General features: G+C 67.8%; 22 protein-coding genes and 1 tRNA gene. 16 read left to right on the forward strand and 7 right to left on the reverse strand.

Annotation, left to right across the window (positions count from 1 at the left end; translation table 11 throughout):
- Positions 1 to 35: 35 nt before the first annotated feature.
- The 4 genes from MFF07_RS13785 to MFF07_RS13800 all read left to right on the forward strand — a co-directional run bounded on the left by MFF07_RS13785 (position 36) and on the right by MFF07_RS13800 (position 3402).
- Positions 36 to 1412: a Wadjet anti-phage system protein JetA family protein gene (locus MFF07_RS13785; protein ID WP_147818602.1), complete on the forward strand. Its 1377-nt coding sequence runs from the start codon at positions 36 to 38 to the stop codon at positions 1410 to 1412.
- The gene (locus tag MFF07_RS13790; RefSeq protein ID WP_147818590.1) at positions 1405 to 2037 is read left to right on the forward strand and encodes a DUF4194 domain-containing protein; all 633 of its coding nucleotides are present in this window, start codon (positions 1405 to 1407) and stop codon (positions 2035 to 2037) included. Before MFF07_RS13785 ends, MFF07_RS13790 begins: the two co-directional genes overlap by 8 nt.
- Positions 2038 to 2287: 250 nt before the next feature.
- Positions 2288 to 2548, forward strand: a complete 261-nt coding sequence (locus tag MFF07_RS13795; RefSeq protein WP_147818589.1) for a hypothetical protein — start codon at positions 2288 to 2290, stop codon at positions 2546 to 2548.
- Between the two features lie 158 nt (positions 2549 to 2706).
- A complete protein-coding gene (locus MFF07_RS13800; protein WP_147818588.1) occupies positions 2707 to 3402 on the forward strand; it encodes a GntR family transcriptional regulator in 696 nt (231 codons plus the stop codon).
- A gap of 444 nt (positions 3403 to 3846) precedes the next feature.
- Here the strand turns inward: MFF07_RS13800 and MFF07_RS13805 are convergent, their stop codons facing one another.
- Positions 3847 to 4665, reverse strand: a complete 819-nt coding sequence (locus MFF07_RS13805) for an enoyl-CoA hydratase/isomerase family protein (RefSeq protein WP_147818587.1) — start codon at positions 4663 to 4665, stop codon at positions 3847 to 3849.
- Between the two features lie 179 nt (positions 4666 to 4844).
- Between MFF07_RS13805 and MFF07_RS13810 the strand changes: the two genes are divergently transcribed.
- Entirely contained in the window at positions 4845 to 5330 is a 486-nt protein-coding gene (locus MFF07_RS13810; RefSeq protein ID WP_373322350.1) for a hypothetical protein, read from the forward strand.
- A 7-nt stretch (positions 5331 to 5337) separates the two neighbouring features.
- Here the strand turns inward: MFF07_RS13810 and tenA are convergent, their stop codons facing one another.
- On the reverse strand, positions 5338 to 5997 hold the full coding sequence (gene tenA, locus MFF07_RS13815) for a thiaminase II (protein ID WP_147818585.1): 660 nt from the start codon (positions 5995 to 5997) through the stop codon (positions 5338 to 5340).
- Between the two features lie 53 nt (positions 5998 to 6050).
- Here tenA and MFF07_RS13820 point away from each other — a divergent pair, with 53 nt between their 5' ends.
- The 3 genes from MFF07_RS13820 to MFF07_RS13830 all read left to right on the forward strand — a co-directional run bounded on the left by MFF07_RS13820 (position 6051) and on the right by MFF07_RS13830 (position 7035).
- Positions 6051 to 6257, forward strand: coding sequence for a DUF1289 domain-containing protein (locus tag MFF07_RS13820; RefSeq protein ID WP_147818584.1), 207 nt, complete (start codon positions 6051 to 6053; stop codon positions 6255 to 6257).
- A 137-nt stretch (positions 6258 to 6394) separates the two neighbouring features.
- Complete coding sequence (locus MFF07_RS13825; RefSeq protein WP_187272622.1) at positions 6395 to 6547, forward strand: hypothetical protein; 153 nt, start codon at positions 6395 to 6397, stop codon at positions 6545 to 6547.
- Between the two features lie 74 nt (positions 6548 to 6621).
- Positions 6622 to 7035, forward strand: a complete 414-nt coding sequence (locus MFF07_RS13830) for an FKBP-type peptidyl-prolyl cis-trans isomerase (RefSeq protein WP_147818583.1) — start codon at positions 6622 to 6624, stop codon at positions 7033 to 7035.
- A gap of 3 nt (positions 7036 to 7038) precedes the next feature.
- Here the strand turns inward: MFF07_RS13830 and MFF07_RS13835 are convergent, their stop codons facing one another.
- A complete protein-coding gene (locus MFF07_RS13835; protein WP_147818582.1) occupies positions 7039 to 7536 on the reverse strand; it encodes a DUF427 domain-containing protein in 498 nt (165 codons plus the stop codon).
- Positions 7537 to 7613: 77 nt separating this feature from the next.
- Here MFF07_RS13835 and otsB point away from each other — a divergent pair, with 77 nt between their 5' ends.
- Positions 7614 to 8369, forward strand: coding sequence for a trehalose-phosphatase (gene otsB, locus MFF07_RS13840; RefSeq protein ID WP_238232216.1), 756 nt, complete (start codon positions 7614 to 7616; stop codon positions 8367 to 8369).
- Between the two features lie 75 nt (positions 8370 to 8444).
- Complete coding sequence (locus tag MFF07_RS13845; protein WP_147814679.1) at positions 8445 to 9440, forward strand: glucokinase; 996 nt, start codon at positions 8445 to 8447, stop codon at positions 9438 to 9440.
- A 169-nt stretch (positions 9441 to 9609) separates the two neighbouring features.
- Here MFF07_RS13845 and MFF07_RS13850 read toward each other — a convergent pair whose 3' ends face one another.
- Positions 9610 to 10095 carry an MmcB family DNA repair protein gene (locus tag MFF07_RS13850; RefSeq protein ID WP_147814677.1) on the reverse strand — a complete coding sequence of 162 codons (486 nt, stop codon included), beginning with the start codon at positions 10093 to 10095 and terminating at the stop codon, positions 9610 to 9612.
- Between the two features lie 705 nt (positions 10096 to 10800).
- On the opposite strand from MFF07_RS13850, the gene MFF07_RS13855 reads away from it, so the two are divergent.
- Positions 10801 to 12432, forward strand: coding sequence for an autotransporter-associated beta strand repeat-containing protein (locus MFF07_RS13855; RefSeq protein WP_238232219.1), 1632 nt, complete (start codon positions 10801 to 10803; stop codon positions 12430 to 12432).
- A 106-nt stretch (positions 12433 to 12538) separates the two neighbouring features.
- On the opposite strand, the gene MFF07_RS13860 is transcribed toward MFF07_RS13855, so the two are convergent.
- Positions 12539 to 13348, reverse strand: coding sequence for a cobalamin-binding protein (locus MFF07_RS13860; RefSeq protein WP_147814673.1), 810 nt, complete (start codon positions 13346 to 13348; stop codon positions 12539 to 12541).
- A 62-nt stretch (positions 13349 to 13410) separates the two neighbouring features.
- Positions 13411 to 13932, reverse strand: coding sequence for a DedA family protein (locus MFF07_RS13865; RefSeq protein WP_147814671.1), 522 nt, complete (start codon positions 13930 to 13932; stop codon positions 13411 to 13413).
- A 154-nt stretch (positions 13933 to 14086) separates the two neighbouring features.
- On the opposite strand from MFF07_RS13865, the gene pdxY reads away from it, so the two are divergent.
- Genes pdxY through MFF07_RS13880 form a run of 3 tightly spaced genes read left to right on the forward strand, consistent with a single transcriptional unit; the run spans position 14087 to position 16602 of the window.
- Positions 14087 to 14938, forward strand: a complete 852-nt coding sequence (gene pdxY / locus MFF07_RS13870; RefSeq protein WP_147814669.1) for a pyridoxal kinase PdxY — start codon at positions 14087 to 14089, stop codon at positions 14936 to 14938.
- A 25-nt stretch (positions 14939 to 14963) separates the two neighbouring features.
- Positions 14964 to 15884 (forward strand): PhzF family phenazine biosynthesis protein, encoded by a 921-nt coding sequence (locus MFF07_RS13875; protein WP_147814667.1) that lies wholly within the window; start codon positions 14964 to 14966, stop codon positions 15882 to 15884.
- Positions 15877 to 16602, forward strand: a complete 726-nt coding sequence (locus tag MFF07_RS13880) for an NUDIX hydrolase (RefSeq protein ID WP_147814665.1) — start codon at positions 15877 to 15879, stop codon at positions 16600 to 16602. Before MFF07_RS13875 ends, MFF07_RS13880 begins: the two co-directional genes overlap by 8 nt.
- Here the strand turns inward: MFF07_RS13880 and MFF07_RS13885 are convergent.
- The gene (locus MFF07_RS13885; RefSeq protein ID WP_147814663.1) at positions 16593 to 16943 is read right to left on the reverse strand and encodes a hypothetical protein; all 351 of its coding nucleotides are present in this window, start codon (positions 16941 to 16943) and stop codon (positions 16593 to 16595) included. The two genes, MFF07_RS13880 and MFF07_RS13885, sit on opposite strands and share 10 nt — an antisense overlap.
- 454 nt (positions 16944 to 17397) lie before the next feature.
- Here MFF07_RS13885 and MFF07_RS13890 point away from each other — a divergent pair, with 454 nt between their 5' ends.
- Complete coding sequence (locus MFF07_RS13890) at positions 17398 to 18954, forward strand: 2-isopropylmalate synthase (RefSeq protein ID WP_147814661.1); 1557 nt, start codon at positions 17398 to 17400, stop codon at positions 18952 to 18954.
- Between the two features lie 248 nt (positions 18955 to 19202).
- Positions 19203 to 19278: transfer RNA gene (locus tag MFF07_RS13895), tRNA-Lys, on the forward strand.
- Positions 19279 to 19570 lie beyond the last annotated feature (292 nt).

Raw genomic sequence — 19570 nt, forward strand, 5'->3', positions numbered from 1 at the left:
GGCCGGGCTTGTCCTCGCGCATCCCGGTCGAAGCGATGCTGTTCAACCACCTCTCCGACGACCTGTTCAAGCCGCTCGCCTCGCCGAGCCGGGCCTTCAACGCGGCCCTGCTCCTGCACGTCCGCGAAAAGCTGTTCGGCGACACCATGGAGCCGCTGCGCAAGAGCGAATTGCTGGCAGCGATCGGCGATTTCTGCAGCGGCTGGACCCAGGCCGAGATCGCGGACGACGAGACCACCCCCGTCGATCCGGTGGAGCGGCGCTCGGCGGTGTACAGGCGTTTCCTCGATTCGGGCTGGCTGGTGGAGCGGCGCGAGCGCTACGTGCCGGTGGTCGATCTCGATCCGCAGGCGCGATTGCTGCTCGACGATCTCGCCCGGCTCGATCGCGGCGAGACCCGCTCTTATGGCGGCGCGGTGCTCGACGTGCTGGGGGCGCTGGAGAGTGCTACGGCCAACCCGGGAGAGCGTTCGGAAGCGTTGAGCAATGCGGCCAAGGCGGCGCGCGATTTCCTCGGGCATCTGCGCAGCCTTGCCGGCTCCATGCGCAAGATCGAGGAGCGCATCCTGGCCGAGGACGACCTGCGGGCGGCGTTTCGCCTGTATTTCGAGGAGTTTGTCGAACGCCACCTCGTCAGCGACTACCGGACGCTGCACACCCGCTTCAATCCCTTCCGCTTCCGGTCCGGTATCGTGCGCGAGGCGGGACGGGCACTGCGCGACCCGCTGACCGTGCGGGCGCTGGCAGAGGGGGCGCTGCGCGAGGGCAGGGCCGCCGGGCTCGAGGCGGCCGAACGGACGGTGCGCGGCGAACTCACGGAAATCCTTGCGATTTTCGAGGGCCTCGACCGGCATCTCGACGTGGTCTCCGACATCGTCGCACGCATGGAGCGTCGCATCGCCGCGGCGATGCGCTACGAGGGCAACCGCGATTCCGCCCGCATCGAACGTACCGCCGCGGCCCTGCGCGCCGTCGGGGCAGTCGGGGATGTCGCGAGAGCACCGGTGCCGCCGATCCTGTCGGCGCGGATGCCCGTCGGGCCGCCGCATCTCTACGCACCGCGTATGAAACGGCGGGCGATCGTCACGGAGCCGTTGCCGGATTCGGTCAACGATCCGGCCATCGATGCCTTCGTCGAGGCGAAGGACGAATTCCGCCGCCGCACGACGGTAACTCCTGAATCCATAACGGTTTTTCTGGAGCGCCAGTTCGCCAGCGGCCGTACCGTCCGCGGCTCCGGGATCAGGGTTTCGGATATCGACGCCTTCGTGGTGTTTCAGCGGCTGCGCGAGATCGACGTGCTGTTCGACGGCGCCCTGGCCGGTCGCTACCGGCTGTCGCGGGTGGATGGCCGGATCGCCAACGGCTGGCTCGATTGCCCGGATTTCACGGTCGAGCGGCAGCATGTTTGAGCCGTTCCGCGCCATCGTCGACGGAGACGAGCCGCCATCCGGCGCAAGAGCCCCCAGCGAGGACGAATTGATCCGGGCCCTCCAGGTGCTCATCAAGGTCCAGGTCGTCTATGCCGACACACCCGGCATCGGACGATCGTATGAGATTGCGCGCCATTACGCGCCGTTCTTCCGCGACTACTTCGCCTGTCTTGGGTATAGCTTCGAGGTTTCCCACCGAGACCAGATGGTGTTCTTGCGCGTACCCGCTGAGGGAGCGCGCCACGACGCGCCGGCGGAACGGCTGCGGAAGGACGAGACACTGGTCCTGCTGGCGCTGAGGCTCGCCTACGAGGAGGGGCTGCGGGACCACCGCGTCACCACGGACGGCGTTGTCGAATGTACCACCGACGACATCGCGGAATCGATCCGCACCGCCGCCCGCAGCGATCCGCCGGAGGAGACGCGACTCGTTGAAATCCTTCGCCTTTTCGCTCGGAAAGGCGCTGTGCGGCTCGGCGAACGCGACCGCACCGAGCGGGTCACGCCGCTGCTGGTATTGCCTGGAATAGCCGTGCTGTCGCCGGATGCCTGGATGGATCAGGTCCAGGCCTGGGCCGCCTCCGTCGCAGACGGGGATGCCTGACACCGCGCGGCTCCCAGTCGGCCAGGATCGAGAATCCGGCGAAATCTCGCTCCTCCCAGTCGAGGACGATCCTCGGACGTCCGATTCCGATGCCGGACATCATGCTGCCCGATGTTGCACCCGTATGATGTCCGACGCGCACCCTGTTCAGCACCACGGACGATCTCGATCACGCCTGTTGCCCACCAGCATCATGCGCTCAGGCCAAACAGGGCTATCACAATGCACGACAGACGAACGGGCTAAACCCATGCGACCCATCCTGGCCGGCCTCGTTCTCCTCCTGCTGCCGAGCCTCGCCTCGGCGGAATGCGTGTGTGCCTGCGTCCGCGGAAAGGCGATCGCCGTGTGCCAGCCGCAGGCGATGGTGGAGCCGATTTGCCAGCAGGTCTGCGTCGAGAAGATCGAGCAGTCGCTGAGCACGTTCGGCGGCGGCGGGGGTGGCGCCGGCATCGGTGGCGGTGTCAACGCGCTCGGTGCCGCGGGCAGCGGCATCGATCGGTCACGCTGACATACGTCCGGCCGGACCTCTGGGGCGACCCGGTCTGCGACATTTCGTGTGGCTCCCGCGCGCAATCACGGGTAGTTGCCTCGACACGCATCACGGCCGAGCCTAGCATCGTCCAAGGAAGGCGAATTTCGCGAAATCCGCCAAACTTTCATGGGTCTATGAACAAGATCGAGCCCGGCATCGGGATCAACCGGCGCTACCTGCACGACGAGGTGGCCGACCGTATGCGCGAGCTCATCCATGTCGGTGAGCTCGAGCCGAAGGCGCGCGTCAACGAGAGCGAGCTGACCGAGCGCTTCGGCATCTCGCGGACGCCCCTGCGCGAGGCGATCAAGATCCTCGCCACCGAGGGCCTGCTCGAGCTGCTGCCGAACCGCGGCGCCCGCGTCGCCAGCATCTCGCAATCCGAGATCGAAGAGATGATCGAGGTCATCGCCGGACTGGAGGCGACCGCCTGCGATCTCGCCTGCCGGACGATCACCGACGACGAGATCGCCGCGATCGAGCAGAAGCACGCCGGTATGGTCGCGGCGTGGAAGGAACGGGACGAGGCCGTCTATTTCCGGCTCAACCGCGAGATCCACGAAGCGATCATGAATGCAAGCCGCAACTCGACGTTGCAGGGCATCTATGCCGGCCTGTCCGGCCGCACCCAGCGCTCGCGCTATCTCGCGCACCAGACGGACGAGCAATGGGCCCGCGCGGTCGAGGAGCACGAGGGCATGATCCCGCTCCTCCAGGCGCGCGACGGCGAGAGGCTCGCCAAGCTGATGCGCGAGCACATCCGGGCCAAGAAGCCCGTCATCGCGGCCACCTACGGCGAGCCTGCGGCCGGAGCCGCCGAGGTCGCCTGACTCTCACCTATGCCGTAACCCGAGAGCAGGCTGCGAAAAAGCGGCAACGGTTTTTCGCGCGAAGCCTGCTTTAAGCTTTTGAATCGATCACGCTGCGTTTTGATCGATTCGATCAAAACGCAGCGTGATCTAGAGCAGTTTCCGTGATCTTGGACTCGCGAAAACTGCTCTATCTCTTTGTGCGGTCACATTTTCTTCACGCGAACCGGAAACCAGTTCGCTCGAAAATACTACAGGTTTCGGATCACCTTTCGCTTCGCTGCAGGCGTCCGGGAAAGGGCCGTGGCATCGAACGGATCTACCGGAAACGGTATGATACGCAGTCCCGAGACGGTTTCTGCGTCTCCATGGCCGTCGGCATCCGCTTTTCGCGGCATGGATCGGAACGAGTCGCGATCCACCCTGGTGCGCGGGGATCGTGCGGCGCTGCACAGCGCCTCCGGCTCAGCGTCCCTCCCAGTCCGGCTTCCGCTTGGCTAGGAACGCCTCCATGCCCTCGCGAAAATCGCGGCTCATATAGGCCATCAGGATGAGGTCGTCGCCGGGCCGGGCCTCGCCCTCAGTAGCGGCGGCGTCCTCTGCGAGGCGGCGCAGGCCCTCCTTGGTGGCCTGTAGCGTCAGGGGGGCGTGGCCGGCGAGCAGGCTCGCGAGGCTCGTCGCGCGCTCCGCGAGGGCTTCGGCATCCTCCACGATCTCGCTGGCGAGGCCGATGGCGAGCGCCTCCTCGGCGCCGACGAGGCGAGCGGTGAACAGGATGTCCTTCACGCGCGCCGGCCCGATCAGACCCGAGAGCCGCTTGAGGTTGCTCATCGACAGGCAGTTGCCGAGGGTGCGCGCGATCGGGAAGCCGAAGCGCGCGTCGCGGGTGGCGATGCGCATGTCGCAGGCGGCGGCGATGGCGGCGCCCCCGCCCGTGCAAGCTCCGGCGATCGCCGCGATGCTCGGCACGCGCAGGCGCTCCAGCGTGCCGAGCACGCGGTCCATGAAGCGCTCGTAGCCCAGCGCGTCCTCGGCGGTCTCGAAACCGCGGAACTGCGCGATGTCGGTACCCGCTGCGAAGGCCTTGTCGCCGGCCCCGGTGATGATCAGCGCCTTGACCGAACGGTCCTCCTCGATCCGCCGGCACAGCGTGATCAGGCCCTCGTACATGGCGAAGGTCAGCGCGTTGCGGGCCTGCGGCCGGTTTAGCGTGATCCGGGCGATGCCGGATGCGTCGGTGGCGAACAGGAGCTCGTCGGTCGGTGCGGGATCGGGCGCGCTCATCGCGGTATTCCTCGATGGTGGTCGGGCGGTCTCGGCACGACCCTGTCGCGCGATTGCCCGCCGGCGATCAAGCCGGAGCCGCCGGCCGCATCGCCGCGCGACCGTGGCGTTCGGATCATTTCTGCGGTGCCGGGTTCGTGCTATCCCCCTGTCGGAACCGGGACAATGGCGCTGCAGGGATGACGAGCGTGAGAGCGACGACGATCGGATTCATCGCAGCCGGCCTGCTCGCCGGCCTCGCGGCCGCGCCGGCCCGGGCCGAATGCGTGCGCAGCATCGTCAACAAGTCGTCGCTGACGGCGCTGGTCCGCCGGGACGGCGGCCCGTGGGTGACGGTGCCGCCGCACCGCTCGCAGGCGATCCGCTTCACCGAGCCCGGCAGCGTCGAATTCGCCCTCGTCTGCGGCCGTCCCGGCTATGGCTCGCCCGACCAGGGCGCGGTCTACCGCGACTCGATCGGCTACTCGGCGATCATCGACCGCTGCTATTACGAGATCGGCAACGGTTTCTTCGAAGACCAGCTCGGCCCCGGCTCCTCCATCGGCACCAAGGACACGGCCCCGCTGACGGTGAACGTGCCGCGCCAGGGCGACGTGGTGATCGGGACGCGACTCGACGGGCTCTGCCCGGCGGTGTTCGGCGACACCCTGCGGTCGCGATACTGAGACATCCTCACACCGGCCAGCCGGCCTCGCGGTAGGCCGAGTCCCAGAACATCCATTCGAGCTGGGCGGCGCGGGTGAAGGCCGCATGCATCGCGGCGCGTTCCGCGGCGCCGGCCTCGGCCGCGACCCGGTCGGTGACGGCGATCATGGCGTCGACCGCCTCGGAGAACTCCGGCCCGGCATAGGTGTCGATCCAGGCCCGGTAGGGGTTGTCGGCCGCAGCGCCGGCATGGATGTCGAGGCCGATCTCGCGGTACATCCAGAAGCAGGGCAGCATGGCGGCGAGATGGACCGCCAGCGGCTCGCGGAAGCCGCTGGCGAGCAGGAACGAGATGTAGTGATGCGCCACCGGCGTCGGCGGCGTCGCCCGGACCTCCTCGGCCGAGACGCCGAAGCGCCGGAAGAAGTCCGTATGCAGGCCGCGCTCGACTTCTATGGCGGCTGTCGCCGCGGTGGTGAACTGCACCACGTCGTCGGGTCCGTCGGACTTCGCCGCCGCGAGCGCCAGGGCTTGGGCGAAGGCCACGAGGTAATGCGCGTCCTGAATCATGTAGTGGCGAAAGGCCGGCAGCGGCAGCGTGCCGGCCGCGAGTTCGCGGTTGAACGGCAGGGTGCGGGCGGCCTCGTAAAGCGGGGCGTTGCGCGCCCAGGCGTCGGTGGAGAACACGGGATCGATTCCTTCACACGGATCGCGGATCGGACCGGGAGGGCCCTGCTACCATGAAGAACGACGACCCCTGCATCAGCCTCTGCCAGTTCGACGGCCGGACCGGCTGGTGCCTGGGCTGCGGCCGGACGCTCCCCGAGATCCGCGCATGGCGCAAGCTGACGCCCTATCGCAAGACCGCGCTGAGGCGCGAACTGCCCCGGCGCGTCGAGCAGGTCGGCGGCGAGGCTTCGGCCGTCGCCCTGCTCCGCAAGGGATGAGCGGGCCACGCTTCGTCCGGATAGCCGATGTGCGCGGCGACACAGCCTGAATCGTCGCACCGGTCCAGACAATGCTCGGAGATCCGCAGCGGCGGCGAAAGCAGTCCCTGCGAGACGAGGCCAGCGAGGAATTGCCGATGACGTCGAAGGTCTCATTCCGCTGGCTGCTCACGCTCTTAGCCCTGATCGCTCCCGCCGCCCTCGGACCGTGCCGGGCGGCCGGCAAGCCCGAGGAAGCGCCGGCGCGGCAGGAAGCCTCCTCCGACGTCGTCTTCCGTCACTATCTCTGACCGGCGGTTGGGTCCGGGCTCGGGTCCGTGCTAGGCCCCCGGCCGTTCAGCAGCAGCCAGGACATCACAGATCCATGCGCTCGACCCTTTTCGCCGGAGCCTTCGCAATCGCCATGACCGCATCCGCCTCAGCCGCCCCCATCACGCTTCCCTCGGGCCTCGCCTACACCGACGAAGTCGTCGGCACCGGCGCGGAGGCCAAGCCCGGCCAGCAGGTCAGCGTGCAATACACGGGCTGGCTCGACGAGAGCGGCAAGAAGGGCAAGAAGTTCGACTCGTCGCGCGACCGTAACCAGCCCTTCTCGTTCCCCCTCGGCGGCGGCCAGGTCATCAAGGGCTGGGACGAGGGCGTCGCCGGCATGAAGGTCGGCGGCAAGCGCACCCTGACCATCCCCGCCGCCCTCGGCTACGGCGCCCGCGGCGCCGGCGGCGCCATCCCTCCGAACGCCACGCTGATCTTCGACGTCGAACTCCTCGGCGTGAAGTAACGCCTACCAGCCCATCGTCCCCGGCCCGCCCTTGAACGGGCCGGCGACGTCGGGCGTGATCCAGCCGCCATAGAAGCCGCCGGGCTGCGGCTCAGCGCGGATATCGCCGACGAAGCAGCCATCCATCGGCCCGGCATAGAACGCCACCGCGCCCGCGATCTCGCGAAACGGCGGCGTCGGATCGGGATAGGCCCAGGCCGCGCCAGGCAGGGTGTGGCCACCGGCCGTGACGGCGAACAGCACCGCGCGGCCCTTCCACTCGCAGATGCCGGCGCGCTGCTGCGGACCGAGCACGCCCTCGGCCACGGCATCGCGCGGAAAATAATAGGTCGGCGGGTGGCTTGTCTCGAGCACGCGCCAGCCGTCCACCGTGTCGGCGATGGTCTCCCGGCCGAGGACGACCCGCAGGCGCAGGCCGACACGCTCCAGGCGGGGCGGGCGGGGATAGTCCCAGACGCTCTCCTGTCCGGGAGCCGGCGGTGTCGGGCTCGGTCTGAACATCGCGATGGCCCTCAGGGATTGTCTTTCGTAACCTGCGCCCAAGCTAGTCGGACGACCAGCCGAGGAAAGGACGCAGGGTGAGCGACGCAGACGGATTTGCAGTCTTCCTCGACTTCGACGGCACGCTGGCCGAGCTCGCGCCGACCCCCGACGCGGTCCAGGTCGACCCGATTCTGGTGCCCAATCTCGAGAGCCTGAAGGCCCGCCTCGGGGGCGCCCTGGCGATCGTGACCGGGCGGCCGGTGAGCGTCATCGACGGCTTCCTGGCGCCCTCGCGCTTCGATTGCGCCGGGCTGCACGGCGTCGAGCTCCGGGTCGACGGACAGCTCAGCGGCGGACGCCCGGAGGACCACCCCGACCTGCGCGCCGGCGTCGCGCGGCTGAGGGCGGAGACCGCCGCCCTCGACAAGGTGCTGATCGAGGACAAGGGCGCCTCGGTCGCCGTTCATTGGCGCCTCGCCAACGAACGCGACACCGAGACCGCCGAGGCCGTGGTGAAGGCGCTGGCGAGCGAACTCGGCGCGGGCTACCGGCTGCAGCTCGGCAAGGCGGTGGGCGAGATCGTGCCGGCCTCGGCCACCAAGGGCCATGCCATCCGCGCGCTCATGGAAAAACCGCCCTATGCCGGGCGTCGTGCGATCTTCTTCGGCGACGACAAGACCGACGAATTCGCCTTCGAGGCCGTCAACGCCGACGGCGGCGTCAGCGTCCGCATCGGCGACGAGGACACCATCGCCGCTCGCCGCCTCGCCGCGCCGGCCGACGTCCGCGCGCTCATCGCCGCCTGGGCCGACGGCGCGCCGATCGACCCCGATGCGCTGCCGGCAGCCTGACGTTATACGCCCCCTCTGATACGCTGCCCGATGCCGGTCCGGCCGGCGGCAGCGATCCAAAGACGGCCCCACGCCATGTTCGAATTCCCCGTCCTCCTCGGCGATGTCGGCGGCACGAACGCCCGCTTCTGGGTGCTCGATGAGCGAGGCGCGACGCCGCGCACGCTCTCCCACGAGCCGACCAGGGGCCATCCCGACATCAGCGCCGCGATCCGCGCTTCCCTCCGAAAGGGCGGAGACCCGCAGCCGCGCTCGGCCGTCCTCGCCATCGCCGGCCGGGTCGACGCGCCCTCCGTCCAGCTCACCAACGCGGACTGGACAATCGAGGCTGCCCGCATCGGCGACGACTTCGACCTGTCGCGCGTGGTGGTGGTGAACGACTACGTGCCGGTGGCGGCGGGCGCCGCCGGCATTGCGCCGGGCGACCTCTCGCCGATCGGCGCAGCCACCGATGCCGGCCGCGGCGCCCGTGTCGTGCTCGGCCCCGGCACCGGATTCGGCGCAGCCGCCCTCGTGCCCTACGAGGACCGTCTCGCCATCGTCTCGACGGAAGCCGGCCACACCGATTTCGGCCCCGTCGACGACGAGGACTTCGAAATCTGGCCGGGCATCGCGCGGCTCGAAGGCCGGGTCACCGTGGAAGCGCTGCTGTCGGGTCCGGGGCTGGCGCGCCTGCATGCCGCCGTGAGGCGCATCCGCGCGGGCGGCGACGGCACCTGCATCGACCCGGCGACGGTGACCGAGACAGGCCTTTCGGGCGACGATTCGCACGCGGACGCGGCCATCCGGTTGTTTTCAAAGTATCTCGGCCGGGTCTGCGGCGACCTCGCACTGACCTTCCTGGCCACGGGCGGCGTCTATATCGGCGGCGGCATCGCCCCGCGCATCCTGAAGGTGCTGAACGACGGCGGCTTCCGAAAGGCCTTCGAGCACAAGCCGCCCTTCGCGGCGATGATGCGCGACATCCCGACCAGCGTCATCACGGTGCACGACCCGGCCGTGAACGGCCTCGCCGCGCTGGCGAGCGAGGGCGACCGGTTCATCTATCACGGGCAGAGCTGGCAGGGGTGAGCGGGCTCGTCTCGCAGTTCAGCCCGTCATCCCGGGGCCGCGCAGCGGAACTCGGGCGCCTCGCCCTGACCCAGCCTCGGGCATCACGGGCGGGTTCCGGGTTCTCGCCTGCGGCGAGCCGGGGAATGACGGAGGCGCACATACGCACTCGGTCGGCGAAAGATGCTCCTCAGAGCGCCCCATCCTTCACCCGCCCCGGATCGGCCAGCGCATGCAGCAGCCCCGCCGCCGCGTGGGCGAAGCGTAGCGTCACCGCCTTGCGGCGCGCCCCGCTGAGCGGATGGTCGGCCGGTGCGCGCAGGATCGCGGCGCCGAAGGCGTCTGCGACGATGAGCCCGCATTCCTCCGGAATCAGGCTCTCAGGGACCGTTTCGGGAATCGCGAAGAAGAAGCGGTCGCAGAAATCGCGGTAGTCGGGCCATTTCCGGTCGGCGCGGAAATCGGCGACGCTCGACTTGATCTCGACGATGGTCAGGCGCCCGGCCGGGCACAGCGCGATCACGTCGGCGCGCCGGCCGTTCGCGAGCGAGAATTCGGGCAGCGAGACGCAGCCCATCTCCGAAAACAGCCGGCGCACCCCACGCTGAACATGAAGCGCCGTGGCCGACTGGCGGCGGTCGGGGGGCAGGATGGCATATGCGAGGGCAGCGGACATTGGCGGGCCGGCAGCTTCGGGACCGTACGACTGAATCAGCTGGCGCCCGGCTTGTCATCCCCCCCGATTTCACGCGATGTTTCACGTGAAACATATCCTATAATGTCTTTAATATCCTTGCGACGCCGATTTGCGGTGGCTTGGCCTTGCGTCGTGGGTGATGTCCGAAACGCCACGGCGCAGGCGGTCGAAACTCTGGCTTGGCTTTCCGTGTGGCCCAGCTATCCGAAACCGTTCGGACTGCCTTATGATCTTTTGCAACATAACACCGCCTTTCCAATTGACGGGCGATAGAATTCATTCTTGCTCGAATTCGATCGCAAAACACTTTGCAGTAATAATTTATAAATCTACATTATAAAATACAGATTATATTTCGGCTGCGCAATAAATACATCATGACCGCCACATGCGTGCCATTTTACGGTTCGACGTAACGATTCAAATATTTGTCCAAGAATTAAATTTTAATTCTATGATTTCCTCGAATCGTTTTACCGCCGAAGCTTTCGTGCGATAGCTTGAAGATAGGTATGGATTGCCCTGCAGAATTGATTTAACTGATATCGAATCAGCGCTCGATGCGCCGAAACTTGGCTATATAAATATATAATTTTAACCTATGAGCATAACCTCGATTTCGAAAGCGTAATTCTGTTTTGTATGCAGAATACGCGGTCTTGATCTTTGAAGGGAGGAAACGCGATGGCTACGATCGATTTCGTTGGCGCGCATTCTGCAGGCTCGAAAGAATATGATCTTTCGAGCGAAGATCAGCTCAGGTTTTTCAACGCAAGCACAGCTGCCAAGGCAAAAATCTTCAGCACATATGGAAATATAAGTTTTCACAACAACAGCACTGCGGGCTATTCTTTTACGATCAATAATTATGGAAATACGGTTTTTTACGACAATTCCAACGCGGGACGAGCAACCTTTTTGGGCATCAACGAATCTGTCGTATTCCGGAATCACAGCAACGCGGCACTTTCGAGGATCGTCAGCAGTGGGGTCGTCGGTTTTGACGACAGCAGTTCTGCTGGCCGCGCAACGATCGATGTCAGTTTTCTCGGCTTTTTGCAGTTCCGCGATCAGAGTACCGCGGCAAACAGTAAGATTAAGATCGATGGTGGCCCCATGGAAACCGGAGCGGCGGCCTTCTATGGTCGAAGCACGGCGGGAACGGCCGACATCACGGTCGGCTCGAGAGCCTACTTGACGTTCGACGATCAAAGCACCGCCGGATCTGCCAAGATCACCAACAACGCGTCGCCGGAGGACGGGACCGTTGGAGTCGTCGATTTTTCGTCCACGGCCGGGCTGCAGGACAATCATAGGATCAGCGCCGGCTCGATTGCAGGAGCCGGCAGTTACTACCTCGGTTCCAATCAGCTCACGGTCGGCAGCCTGAACAGAAATACGACGGTTTCGGGCTCCATTCTGGATGGCGGCCTAGGCGGTGGAACGGGCGGCTCTCTGGTGAAGGCAGGTTTGGCAACCCTCACGCTGACAGGAGCCAACACCTATAGCGGAGGCACCATCGTCAATGCCGGCCGGCTCGCACTGGCCTCGGCGCAGGCGGCGGGCACCGGTGCGATCACCTTTGCGAACGGTGCACAGACCCTGCAGCTCGATGCCGCCGCCCTCGGCGCGCCCGGCGGAACCTTCGGCAACGTCATCGCAAACTTCGACTATGGCGACACGCTCGACCTCCGGGGCTTGCGCTATGCCCCCGGCGCCAAGGCCGCGCTCGACGGCAACACCCTCACCGTCACCAGCGGCAGTGTCAGCGAAAGCTTCGCACTGAGCGGGAACTACGCCGGGCGGACGTTCCAGGTCTATAACGACGGGGCGTCGGGCTCGGCCCTCCGGCTGATCCGAGGGACCGGTTCGGCACAGACCGTCGCGAGCCTGTCGGGTGGGGAGACACTGTCGGCCGAGGCGGCGCACGGCACCCTCGCCGGCACTGCCGGGTCCGGTGCAGGGAGCGCCCCGACCGTCCTGCAGGACGGGATACAGGACACGGTCCTGCTGCAGGGCGGCGACGAGCAGATCGTCGGCTTCCGCCTGAAGGAGGACGTCCTGGATCTCAGCCGGATCCTGTCCGAATCGCACCTGAGCGCAAGCCTGATCCAGGGGTCACCCGACTACATCGGCAACCACCTGAGCCTCACCAACTCGGGCGCCGACGCCAAGCTGTCCTTCAATCCCGCCGGCAACTCCGCCGGGCCGGGCCGTGAGCTGGCGACTTTGCACGGGGTCGGCGCCGACGTCTCCCTGCAGACCCTGATCTCGGGTCACGACCTCATCCTCGGCCCATCTCCGATGCACGCTTGAGCGGACCGAGGAGGTGCCCTGCCAACGGGCACGCAGGCATCGCGGTCGGGTGCGACCACGGCACCCGGCCTGTCGCCATTCAGCCGCGCAGGTTACGGCGCGAGGCTCAGACCGCGCGTGAACTCGGTCCGACCGAGACGGTGCCGAGCGCCGCCCGGATCGCCGCGAACCCATCGGTCAGCGCTGCCGGCCCCGGCTGCAGGATCAGCGGCGATTTGATCTCGTGGATGCGCCCCGACGCCACGGCCGGGATCGCGTCCCAGCCCGGCCGTTCGCGGATGCGCGCGACGTTGACCTTCTTCCCGCACCACGAGGCGAGGATCACGTCGGGGGCGGCGGCTACGACCTGCTCCGAGGTGACGATGCGGTCCCTGGCAGCCTGTGCCCGGCCGAGCTCCGGGAACACGTCGTCGCCCCCGGCGGCGCGGATCAGGTCGGCGACCCAGCCGATGCCGGAGATCATCGGCTCGTCCCATTCCTCGAAGTATACCTTTGGCCGCACCCGCCCGCGGCACGCCTCGACGGCGGCGGCGAGGTCCCGCTCGTAGCCCTGCGCCAACGCCTCGGCCCTGTCGGAGGCGCAGACCAGGGCGCCGAGCGTGCGGATCATCGCGAGGCAGCCGGCCACGTCGCGCTGGTTGAACAGGTGGACCGCGATGCCGGCCCGGGCGAGGTCGGCGACGATGTCGGCCTGAAGGTCCGAGAAGGCCAGGACGAGATCCGGGTCGAGCGCCAGAATTTTTGGGAGATCCGCGCTGGTGAAGGCAGAGACGCGCGGCTTCTCCCGGCGGACGCGGGCCGGGCGCACGCAATAGCCCGAGACGCCGACGATGCGGTCCTCTTCGCCCAGCAGATACAGCGTCTCGACGGTCTCTTCCGTCAGGCAGACGATGCGCTCCGGGGGAAACCGCCGCATCAATCCGGTTTCCGCAATGTCTTCGCGCGAACCGGACCCACTTCGCTCGACATGGCGGACGCCTAACCGTGGAACCAGGCGATCAGCCCGGCGCCAGGTGCCAGCAGCACGAAGGCCCAGACGGCCGCCGACAGCACGTTGGCGATCTGGAACGGAATCCGGTTCACCCCGAAGATGCCGGCGATGAGCGGGATCACCGCGCGCACCGGCCCGAAGAACCGCCCGATCGCCACCGCACCGGCGCCCCAGCGCCGCAGAAAGTCCTCGGCGCGGCGGGTCGGCTCGGGGTAGCGGCTCATCGGCCAGAAGGACTTGGCGCCCTCCTTGTAGTAGCGGCCGAACTCGTAGGACAGCCAGTCGCCCAGCGCCGCGCCGACCGCGGCGGCGATCATCACCGGCCAGAAGGAGATGTCGCTCACGCCGATCAGCGCGCCGATCGCGACGAGGATCACGGTGGCCGGCACCAGCAGCGACAGGAAGGCGACGGACTCGCCGAAGGCGAGCAAGCCCGCGATCAGCGGCGTCCAGGCCTTGTGCACCTCGACGAAGCCGAGGACGGATTGGCGGATGGCGTCGAAATCCATGTCTTCGGCGTCTCGGGCTGCGGCGGCAGGTTCCCTGTGACCGGTCGGGGCGTCGCCAGCAAGCGTCGCCATCGCACTCGTCATGCGATCCGGTGCGGCCGGCCGCAAACTCGGCTATCAGGCAGACCCTCGACGCCCCCTGGAGGGGAGACCCATGCAAGTCCTGTCGATCCAGTCCCACGTCGCCTACGGGCATGTCGGCAACGCCTCCGCGGTGTTTCCGATGCAGCGCATGGGCGTGGATGTCTGGCCGATCCACACGGTGCAGTTCTCCAACCACACCGGCTACGGCGCCTGGAGGGGCCGCGTCTTCGACGGTCCGGCCATCGAGGAGGTCGTACAGGGCGTGGCGGAGCGCGGCGTGCTCGGCCGATGCGACGCGGTGCTCTCGGGCTATATGGGCTCGCCCGATATCGGCACGGCGATCCTCGACGCGGTCGCCCAGGTGCGGGCCGCCAACCCGGACGCGCTGTATTGCTGCGATCCCGTCATCGGCGACACCCATTCCGGCATCTATGTGCGGCCGGGCATCAGCGAGCTCATGTGCGAGCGGGCGGTGCCGGCCGCCGACATCGTCACGCCGAACCAGTTCGAGCTGAACCTGCTCTCGGGCCTGCCGACGGCCACGTTGCGCGAGGCCAAGGCGGCGGCGCAGGCCGTCCAGGCGCTCGGGCCGCGCGTGGTGCTGGTGACCTCCCTCGCCACCGACGCCACGCCGCCGGACGCGATCGACATGCTGGCCGGGGAGGGCGGTGCCTTCTGGCGCCTGCGCACCCCGCGCCTCGACCTCAAGGCCGTGAGCGGCGCGGGCGATGCCGTCGCGGCGCTGTTTCTCGTGCACTACTTGCGCACCGGCTCGGCGGCGACCGCGCTCGGCATGGCCGGCGCCTCGATCCACGGGCTGCTGCGCCAGACGGCCGAGGCCGGCTCGACCGAACTCCTCACCGTCGAGGCGCAGGACGAGTTCGTGAGCCCGAGCGTGGTGTTTCCGGTCGAAGCCGTATGAGATGGTCCCTGGTACAGGAGACAGCATGACCCGCCGCCGCTTCGTCACCCTCGACGTCTTCACCGAGACCGCCTTCGCCGGGAACCCGCTCGCGGTGGTGCTCGATGCGGAGGGGCTGGACGACGCGGCGATGCAGGCGATCGCGCGGGAGTTCAACCTGTCCGAGACGGTGTTCGTGCTGCCGCCGCAGGAGGCGCGCCACCGGGCGCGGCTGCGCATCTTCACACCGCTCGCCGAGTTGCCCTTCGCCGGCCACCCCACCATCGGGACGGCGGTGCTCCTCGCGCTGAAGGACCGGGCCGCCCACAAGAGTGAGACCCAGGCCGACGCCACCGCCTTCGGACTGGAGGAGGGGATCGGCATCGTCCCCTGCCTGGTCGAGACCGGCAAGGGCCGGGGCCGCGCCCGCTTCAAGGTGCCGGGCCTGCCGGTCTTCGCCGGCGACGGACTCGAGGCGAGCATCCTGGAGGGGATGCTCGGCCTGCAGCCGGGGGAGGTCGGTTTCTCCCGGCACAAGGCGAGCCGGCACGGGGCGGGCGTGCCCTTCACCTTCGTGCCGGTCGCCACCCGCGACGCCCTCGACCGGGCGCGGCTCGACACCGCCGCCTTCGACCGCGCGGTGGCCGCGGGCAAGACCGGCGCGCTCTACCTCTACACGCCGGATCCCGCCCCGAACGGCCGGCGCTATCAGGCGCGGCTGTTCGCGCCGAATCTCGGCATCGTCGAGGACCCGGCGACGGGCTCGGCCGCCGCCGCCTTCGCGGGCGTGCTGATGCAGTTCGAAAAGCTCGGCGACGGCACGCACGACGTTGTGCTGCGCCAGGGCTACGCCATGGGGCGCCCCAGCGAGATTGCCCTGCAGGCAGTGGTCGAGGCCGGCGCCCTGCGCTCCGTCGAGATCGGCGGCGCGGCGGTGGTGGTCAGCGAGGGCGCGCTGCTTGTCTGAGGGCGCGCGGCACGGCTTCACGCTCAGCCGTCTCGCCATCGTCTCGGCCCGGCTCGTCGCGCACGACTGGGCCTGGGCGCGCGAGAACGCGGAGGCGATCGACCGCAACTGGCGGCGGCGGGTCTCCGAGAAGCCGGCGATGTTCGACGGCACCGTGCTGCTGAGCCCAGGCTGCACCATCCGCGACGGCGCCTGCGCGGTGACGTTCTTCGAGACGCGCTTTTCGCGGTTCCTTGCGTCGCGCGATCTCGGATCGCCGGATGCGAGCGTGTTCAACGCCTTCTCGGCCATCGTGCCGCACACCGCCGATGGGGCGATCCTGCTCGGAGAGATGGCGGCGCACACGGCCAATGCCGGTCAAGTCTATTTCCCCTGCGGCACGCCCGACCGCGACGACGTTCGCGCCGGCGGCCTCGTCGATCTCGCCGGCAGTGCCGCGCGCGAGCTTCTGGAGGAGACCGGCCTCGCCTTGCCCGATGGCGCGGAGACCGCACCCTGGGTGCTGCTGCGCGGGGAGGGGCAGCTCGCCTTCCTGCGGCCGGTCCGGTTCGCGGCGAGCGCCGACGCGCTCTTGACGCGCGTCGAAGCGCATCGCCGTCAGGAGCAGGAGCCGGAACTCGGCCGTCTGGTCGTCGTGCGTGGAGCGGCCGACATCGACCCGGCCCGGATGCCGGGCTTCGTACGGGCCTATCTCGAGGACGCCTTGGCTCAGCGGTAGCCGTAGCGCGCCTTGGCCGCCGCGAGGAGCCGGATGCCCTCGGCACTCTTCCCGGCCGCGCAGGCGCTTGCGGCGGCATCGAGGTCGGCGCTGAAGCGCTTGCCCACCGCTGCGTTCAGGTTCTCGGTGGCGACGTCGCTGTCGACCACGGCCTGGGTGTGGGCGATGGTCGGGCCGCAGCCGCTGCCCTTGGGCAGTTCGGCGAGGGCCGGCGCAGCCGGCGCAGGCGGTAGCGCCGCGGCGGCGGTCGGCCCGGTCACGCCGGACAGGCTGTTGCAGGCGCAAAGCGAGCCGGCGGCAAGGAAGGCGGCGAGGGCGAGACCCGAATGGCGGATCGGCATGGCGACGTCTCCGGAACTGCGAGGACGTGGAACGACAGGGCGGGACGCTGAGCCGCAGCCGGCGCAGGGTCAATCGCGGGTGCTCCGTGCGACATGCGTTTTCGGGAAGATGCGGCCGGCGCGCATCACTCGGCTGCGACCGCGCGCTTGTCAGGCCCCGGCGCCAAAGCTAGATACGGAATTCAGGGGTCGGCGACATGCCGGCTTGCCCCCGTCCGAGGAGAATCGAGCCGTGGCTTCCGCCGGCTCAGCGCTGACGATGCTGCCTGCCGCTCGAGCGGTGGCGAGCGCGCGCGCAAAAAACCTTCTCGCCGGCCTTCTCCTTACCCGCCCCTGAGGGCCGTCCGGGCGTGGTCGCCTGGGCCTTCAGGGGACGCGCTTCGGACAACCGATCCCGGGTTTCGGTGCCACTCCCGCTGATGGGGACTGAGCACCTGAGAAGGTAGCAACGATCATGACCAGTCATTCCGAAAAGGACCGCGTCGTCATCTTCGACACGACGCTGCGCGACGGCGAGCAATGCCCCGGCGCGACCATGACCCTCGACGAGAAGCTCGCGGTGGCGGAGCTGCTCGACGCGATGGGCGTCGACATCATCGAGGCCGGCTTCCCGATCGCCTCGAACGGCGATTTCGAGGCCGTGACCGAGATCGCCCGGCGCACCAAGCGCGCGACGGTGGCCGGCCTCGCCCGCGCCATCCCCGCCGACATCGCCCGCGCGGGCGAGGCCGTGAAGCACGCCCGGCGCGGCCGCATCCACACCTTCGTCTCGACCTCGCCGATCCATCTCGCCTACCAGATGCGCAAGACCGAGGACGAGGTGGTCGAGATCATACTCAAGACGGTCGCCCAGGCGCGCGACCTCGTCGAGGACGTCGAGTGGTCGGCGATGGACGCGACGCGCACCGGCATCGACTACCTGTGCCGCTGCGTGGAAGCCGCGATCCGTGCCGGCGCCACCACGATCAACCTGCCCGACACCGTCGGCTACACCACGCCCGAGGAGTATCGCGCCATGTTCCGGCAGGTGCGCGAGCGCGTGCCGGATGCCGACAAGGCGATCTTCTCGGTGCATTGCCACAACGACATCGGTCTGGCGGTCGCGAACTCACTGGCCGGAATCGAGGGCGGGGCACGGCAGGTCGAGTGCACCGTCAACGGCATCGGCGAGCGGGCGGGCAACGCGGCCCTCGAAGAGGTCGTGATGGCGATCCGCACGCGCTCCGACGTGATGCCGTTCGAGACCGGCATCGACACGACGATGCTCACCCGCGCCTCGAAGCTCGTGTCTCACGCTACGAACTTTCCGGTGCAGTACAACAAGGCCATCGTCGGCCGGAACGCCTTCGCGCATGAGAGCGGCATCCACCAGGACGGCATGCTCAAGCATTCCGAGACCTACGAGATCATGACGCCGGCCTCCGTCGGCCTCAGCAAGACCTCGCTGGTGATGGGCAAGCATTCCGGCCGGGCCGCCTTCCGCTCCAAGCTCACGGAGTTGGGCTTGTCGCTCTCCGACAACCAGCTGCAGGACGTGTTCGAGCGCTTCAAGGCGCTCGCCGACCGCAAGAAGCACGTCTACGACGAGGACATCGAGGCGTTGGTCGACGAAAACCTCGCCACCGCACACGACCGCATCCGCCTCGTCTCGCTCTCGGTGATCGCCGGAACGCGGGGGCCGCAGCGCGCCACCATGAAGATCATGATGGACGGCCGCACCTTCACCGAGGAGGCCGACGGCAACGGCCCCGTCGACGCGGTCTTCAACTGCATCAAGGCGATGGTACCGCACGATGCCGTGCTCGAGCTCTATCAGGTCCACGCAGTCACCGAGGGCACCGACGCCCAGGCGGAGGTCTCGGTGCGCCTCAAGGCCGCCGAGCGCAGCATGACCGCCCGCGGGGCCGATCCAGACACGCTGGTGGCCTCCGCGAAAGCCTATCTCTCGGCGCTGAACAAGCTCTCGGCGACATCCGTGCGCCTGCATGCGCAGCACGCCGCGACGGTGTGAAGGACCGTCGCGAGCGATAACGGGAAGCCGCTCCAACGGCGCCGGGGCGCGAAGAGCGCTCCGCAGCGCGAAGGCCGGAGCCCGCGAAGGCGGGCGCCGGCAAACGAGGCCGAGAAAACGGGGGGCGAACGCTTTCCGGCGATTGCCCCAAAAACTAGGCCGTCGGGGGTGGACAGCCCCCGGCGGCGTTGCTATCAGCCCCTCACTCGCGGGGGACTTGGTGGACCCCGCGCCGCCGCCTAGGCGACGGGCGCATAGCTCAGTTGGTAGAGCAGCTGACTCTTAATCAGCGGGTCCTAGGTTCGAACCCTAGTGCGCCCACCAATCATTAAAATACTCAGCGGTTGCTTCGGGTGAACTAACCCGGAACGTGCGACCTGCTTTACGGGGCCGCGCTTGCGACCTTCTTGCTTTAACTCCTTCGAAAATGCCGGCTTGCGAGCTCAATATTTTGCTCCGCAAACATCTGGGCGTCCAGCCTCCATTGCGGACGCGCTGCGTCGTAGCTTTGCGCTAATCCGCAAGCTTCTCGTTAAAATATTCGTTGATCGCAATACAGCTCCAGGAACGCGCGGACAAAAGCGCTGCCCAACCAATCAAAGTTGGCGGATCGAAA

It is taken from the genome of Methylobacterium thuringiense (genome assembly GCF_022179645.1).
In the GTDB taxonomy this organism is placed as follows: Bacteria; Pseudomonadota; Alphaproteobacteria; order Rhizobiales; family Beijerinckiaceae; genus Methylobacterium; species Methylobacterium thuringiense.

Bases quoted from the DNA above. Each gene is read 5' to 3' on its own strand.
- MFF07_RS13875 (WP_147814667.1), top strand. From the start codon at position 14,964: ATGACCCGCCGCCGCTTCGTCACCCTCGACGTCTTCACCGAGACCGCC.
- MFF07_RS13820 (WP_147818584.1), top strand. From the start codon at position 6,051: ATGAAGAACGACGACCCCTGCATCAGCCTCTGCCAGTTCGACGGCCGG.
- MFF07_RS13855 (WP_238232219.1), top strand. From the start codon at position 10,801: ATGGCTACGATCGATTTCGTTGGCGCGCATTCTGCAGGCTCGAAAGAA.
- MFF07_RS13830 (WP_147818583.1), top strand. From the start codon at position 6,622: ATGCGCTCGACCCTTTTCGCCGGAGCCTTCGCAATCGCCATGACCGCA.
- MFF07_RS13825 (WP_187272622.1), top strand. From the start codon at position 6,395: ATGACGTCGAAGGTCTCATTCCGCTGGCTGCTCACGCTCTTAGCCCTG.
- MFF07_RS13860 (WP_147814673.1), bottom strand. From the start codon at position 13,348: ATGCGGCGGTTTCCCCCGGAGCGCATCGTCTGCCTGACGGAAGAGACC.
- MFF07_RS13835 (WP_147818582.1), bottom strand. From the start codon at position 7,536: ATGTTCAGACCGAGCCCGACACCGCCGGCTCCCGGACAGGAGAGCGTC.
- MFF07_RS13805 (WP_147818587.1), bottom strand. From the start codon at position 4,665: ATGAGCGCGCCCGATCCCGCACCGACCGACGAGCTCCTGTTCGCCACC.
- MFF07_RS13845 (WP_147814679.1), top strand. From the start codon at position 8,445: ATGTTCGAATTCCCCGTCCTCCTCGGCGATGTCGGCGGCACGAACGCC.
- pdxY (WP_147814669.1), top strand. From the start codon at position 14,087: ATGCAAGTCCTGTCGATCCAGTCCCACGTCGCCTACGGGCATGTCGGC.
- MFF07_RS13800 (WP_147818588.1), top strand. From the start codon at position 2,707: ATGAACAAGATCGAGCCCGGCATCGGGATCAACCGGCGCTACCTGCAC.
- MFF07_RS13785 (WP_147818602.1), top strand. From the start codon at position 36: ATGCTGTTCAACCACCTCTCCGACGACCTGTTCAAGCCGCTCGCCTCG.
- MFF07_RS13795 (WP_147818589.1), top strand. From the start codon at position 2,288: ATGCGACCCATCCTGGCCGGCCTCGTTCTCCTCCTGCTGCCGAGCCTC.
- MFF07_RS13890 (WP_147814661.1), top strand. From the start codon at position 17,398: ATGACCAGTCATTCCGAAAAGGACCGCGTCGTCATCTTCGACACGACG.
- MFF07_RS13850 (WP_147814677.1), bottom strand. From the start codon at position 10,095: ATGTCCGCTGCCCTCGCATATGCCATCCTGCCCCCCGACCGCCGCCAG.
- MFF07_RS13790 (WP_147818590.1), top strand. From the start codon at position 1,405: ATGTTTGAGCCGTTCCGCGCCATCGTCGACGGAGACGAGCCGCCATCC.
- MFF07_RS13810 (WP_373322350.1), top strand. From the start codon at position 4,845: ATGACGAGCGTGAGAGCGACGACGATCGGATTCATCGCAGCCGGCCTG.
- MFF07_RS13885 (WP_147814663.1), bottom strand. From the start codon at position 16,943: ATGCCGATCCGCCATTCGGGTCTCGCCCTCGCCGCCTTCCTTGCCGCC.
- MFF07_RS13865 (WP_147814671.1), bottom strand. From the start codon at position 13,932: ATGGATTTCGACGCCATCCGCCAATCCGTCCTCGGCTTCGTCGAGGTG.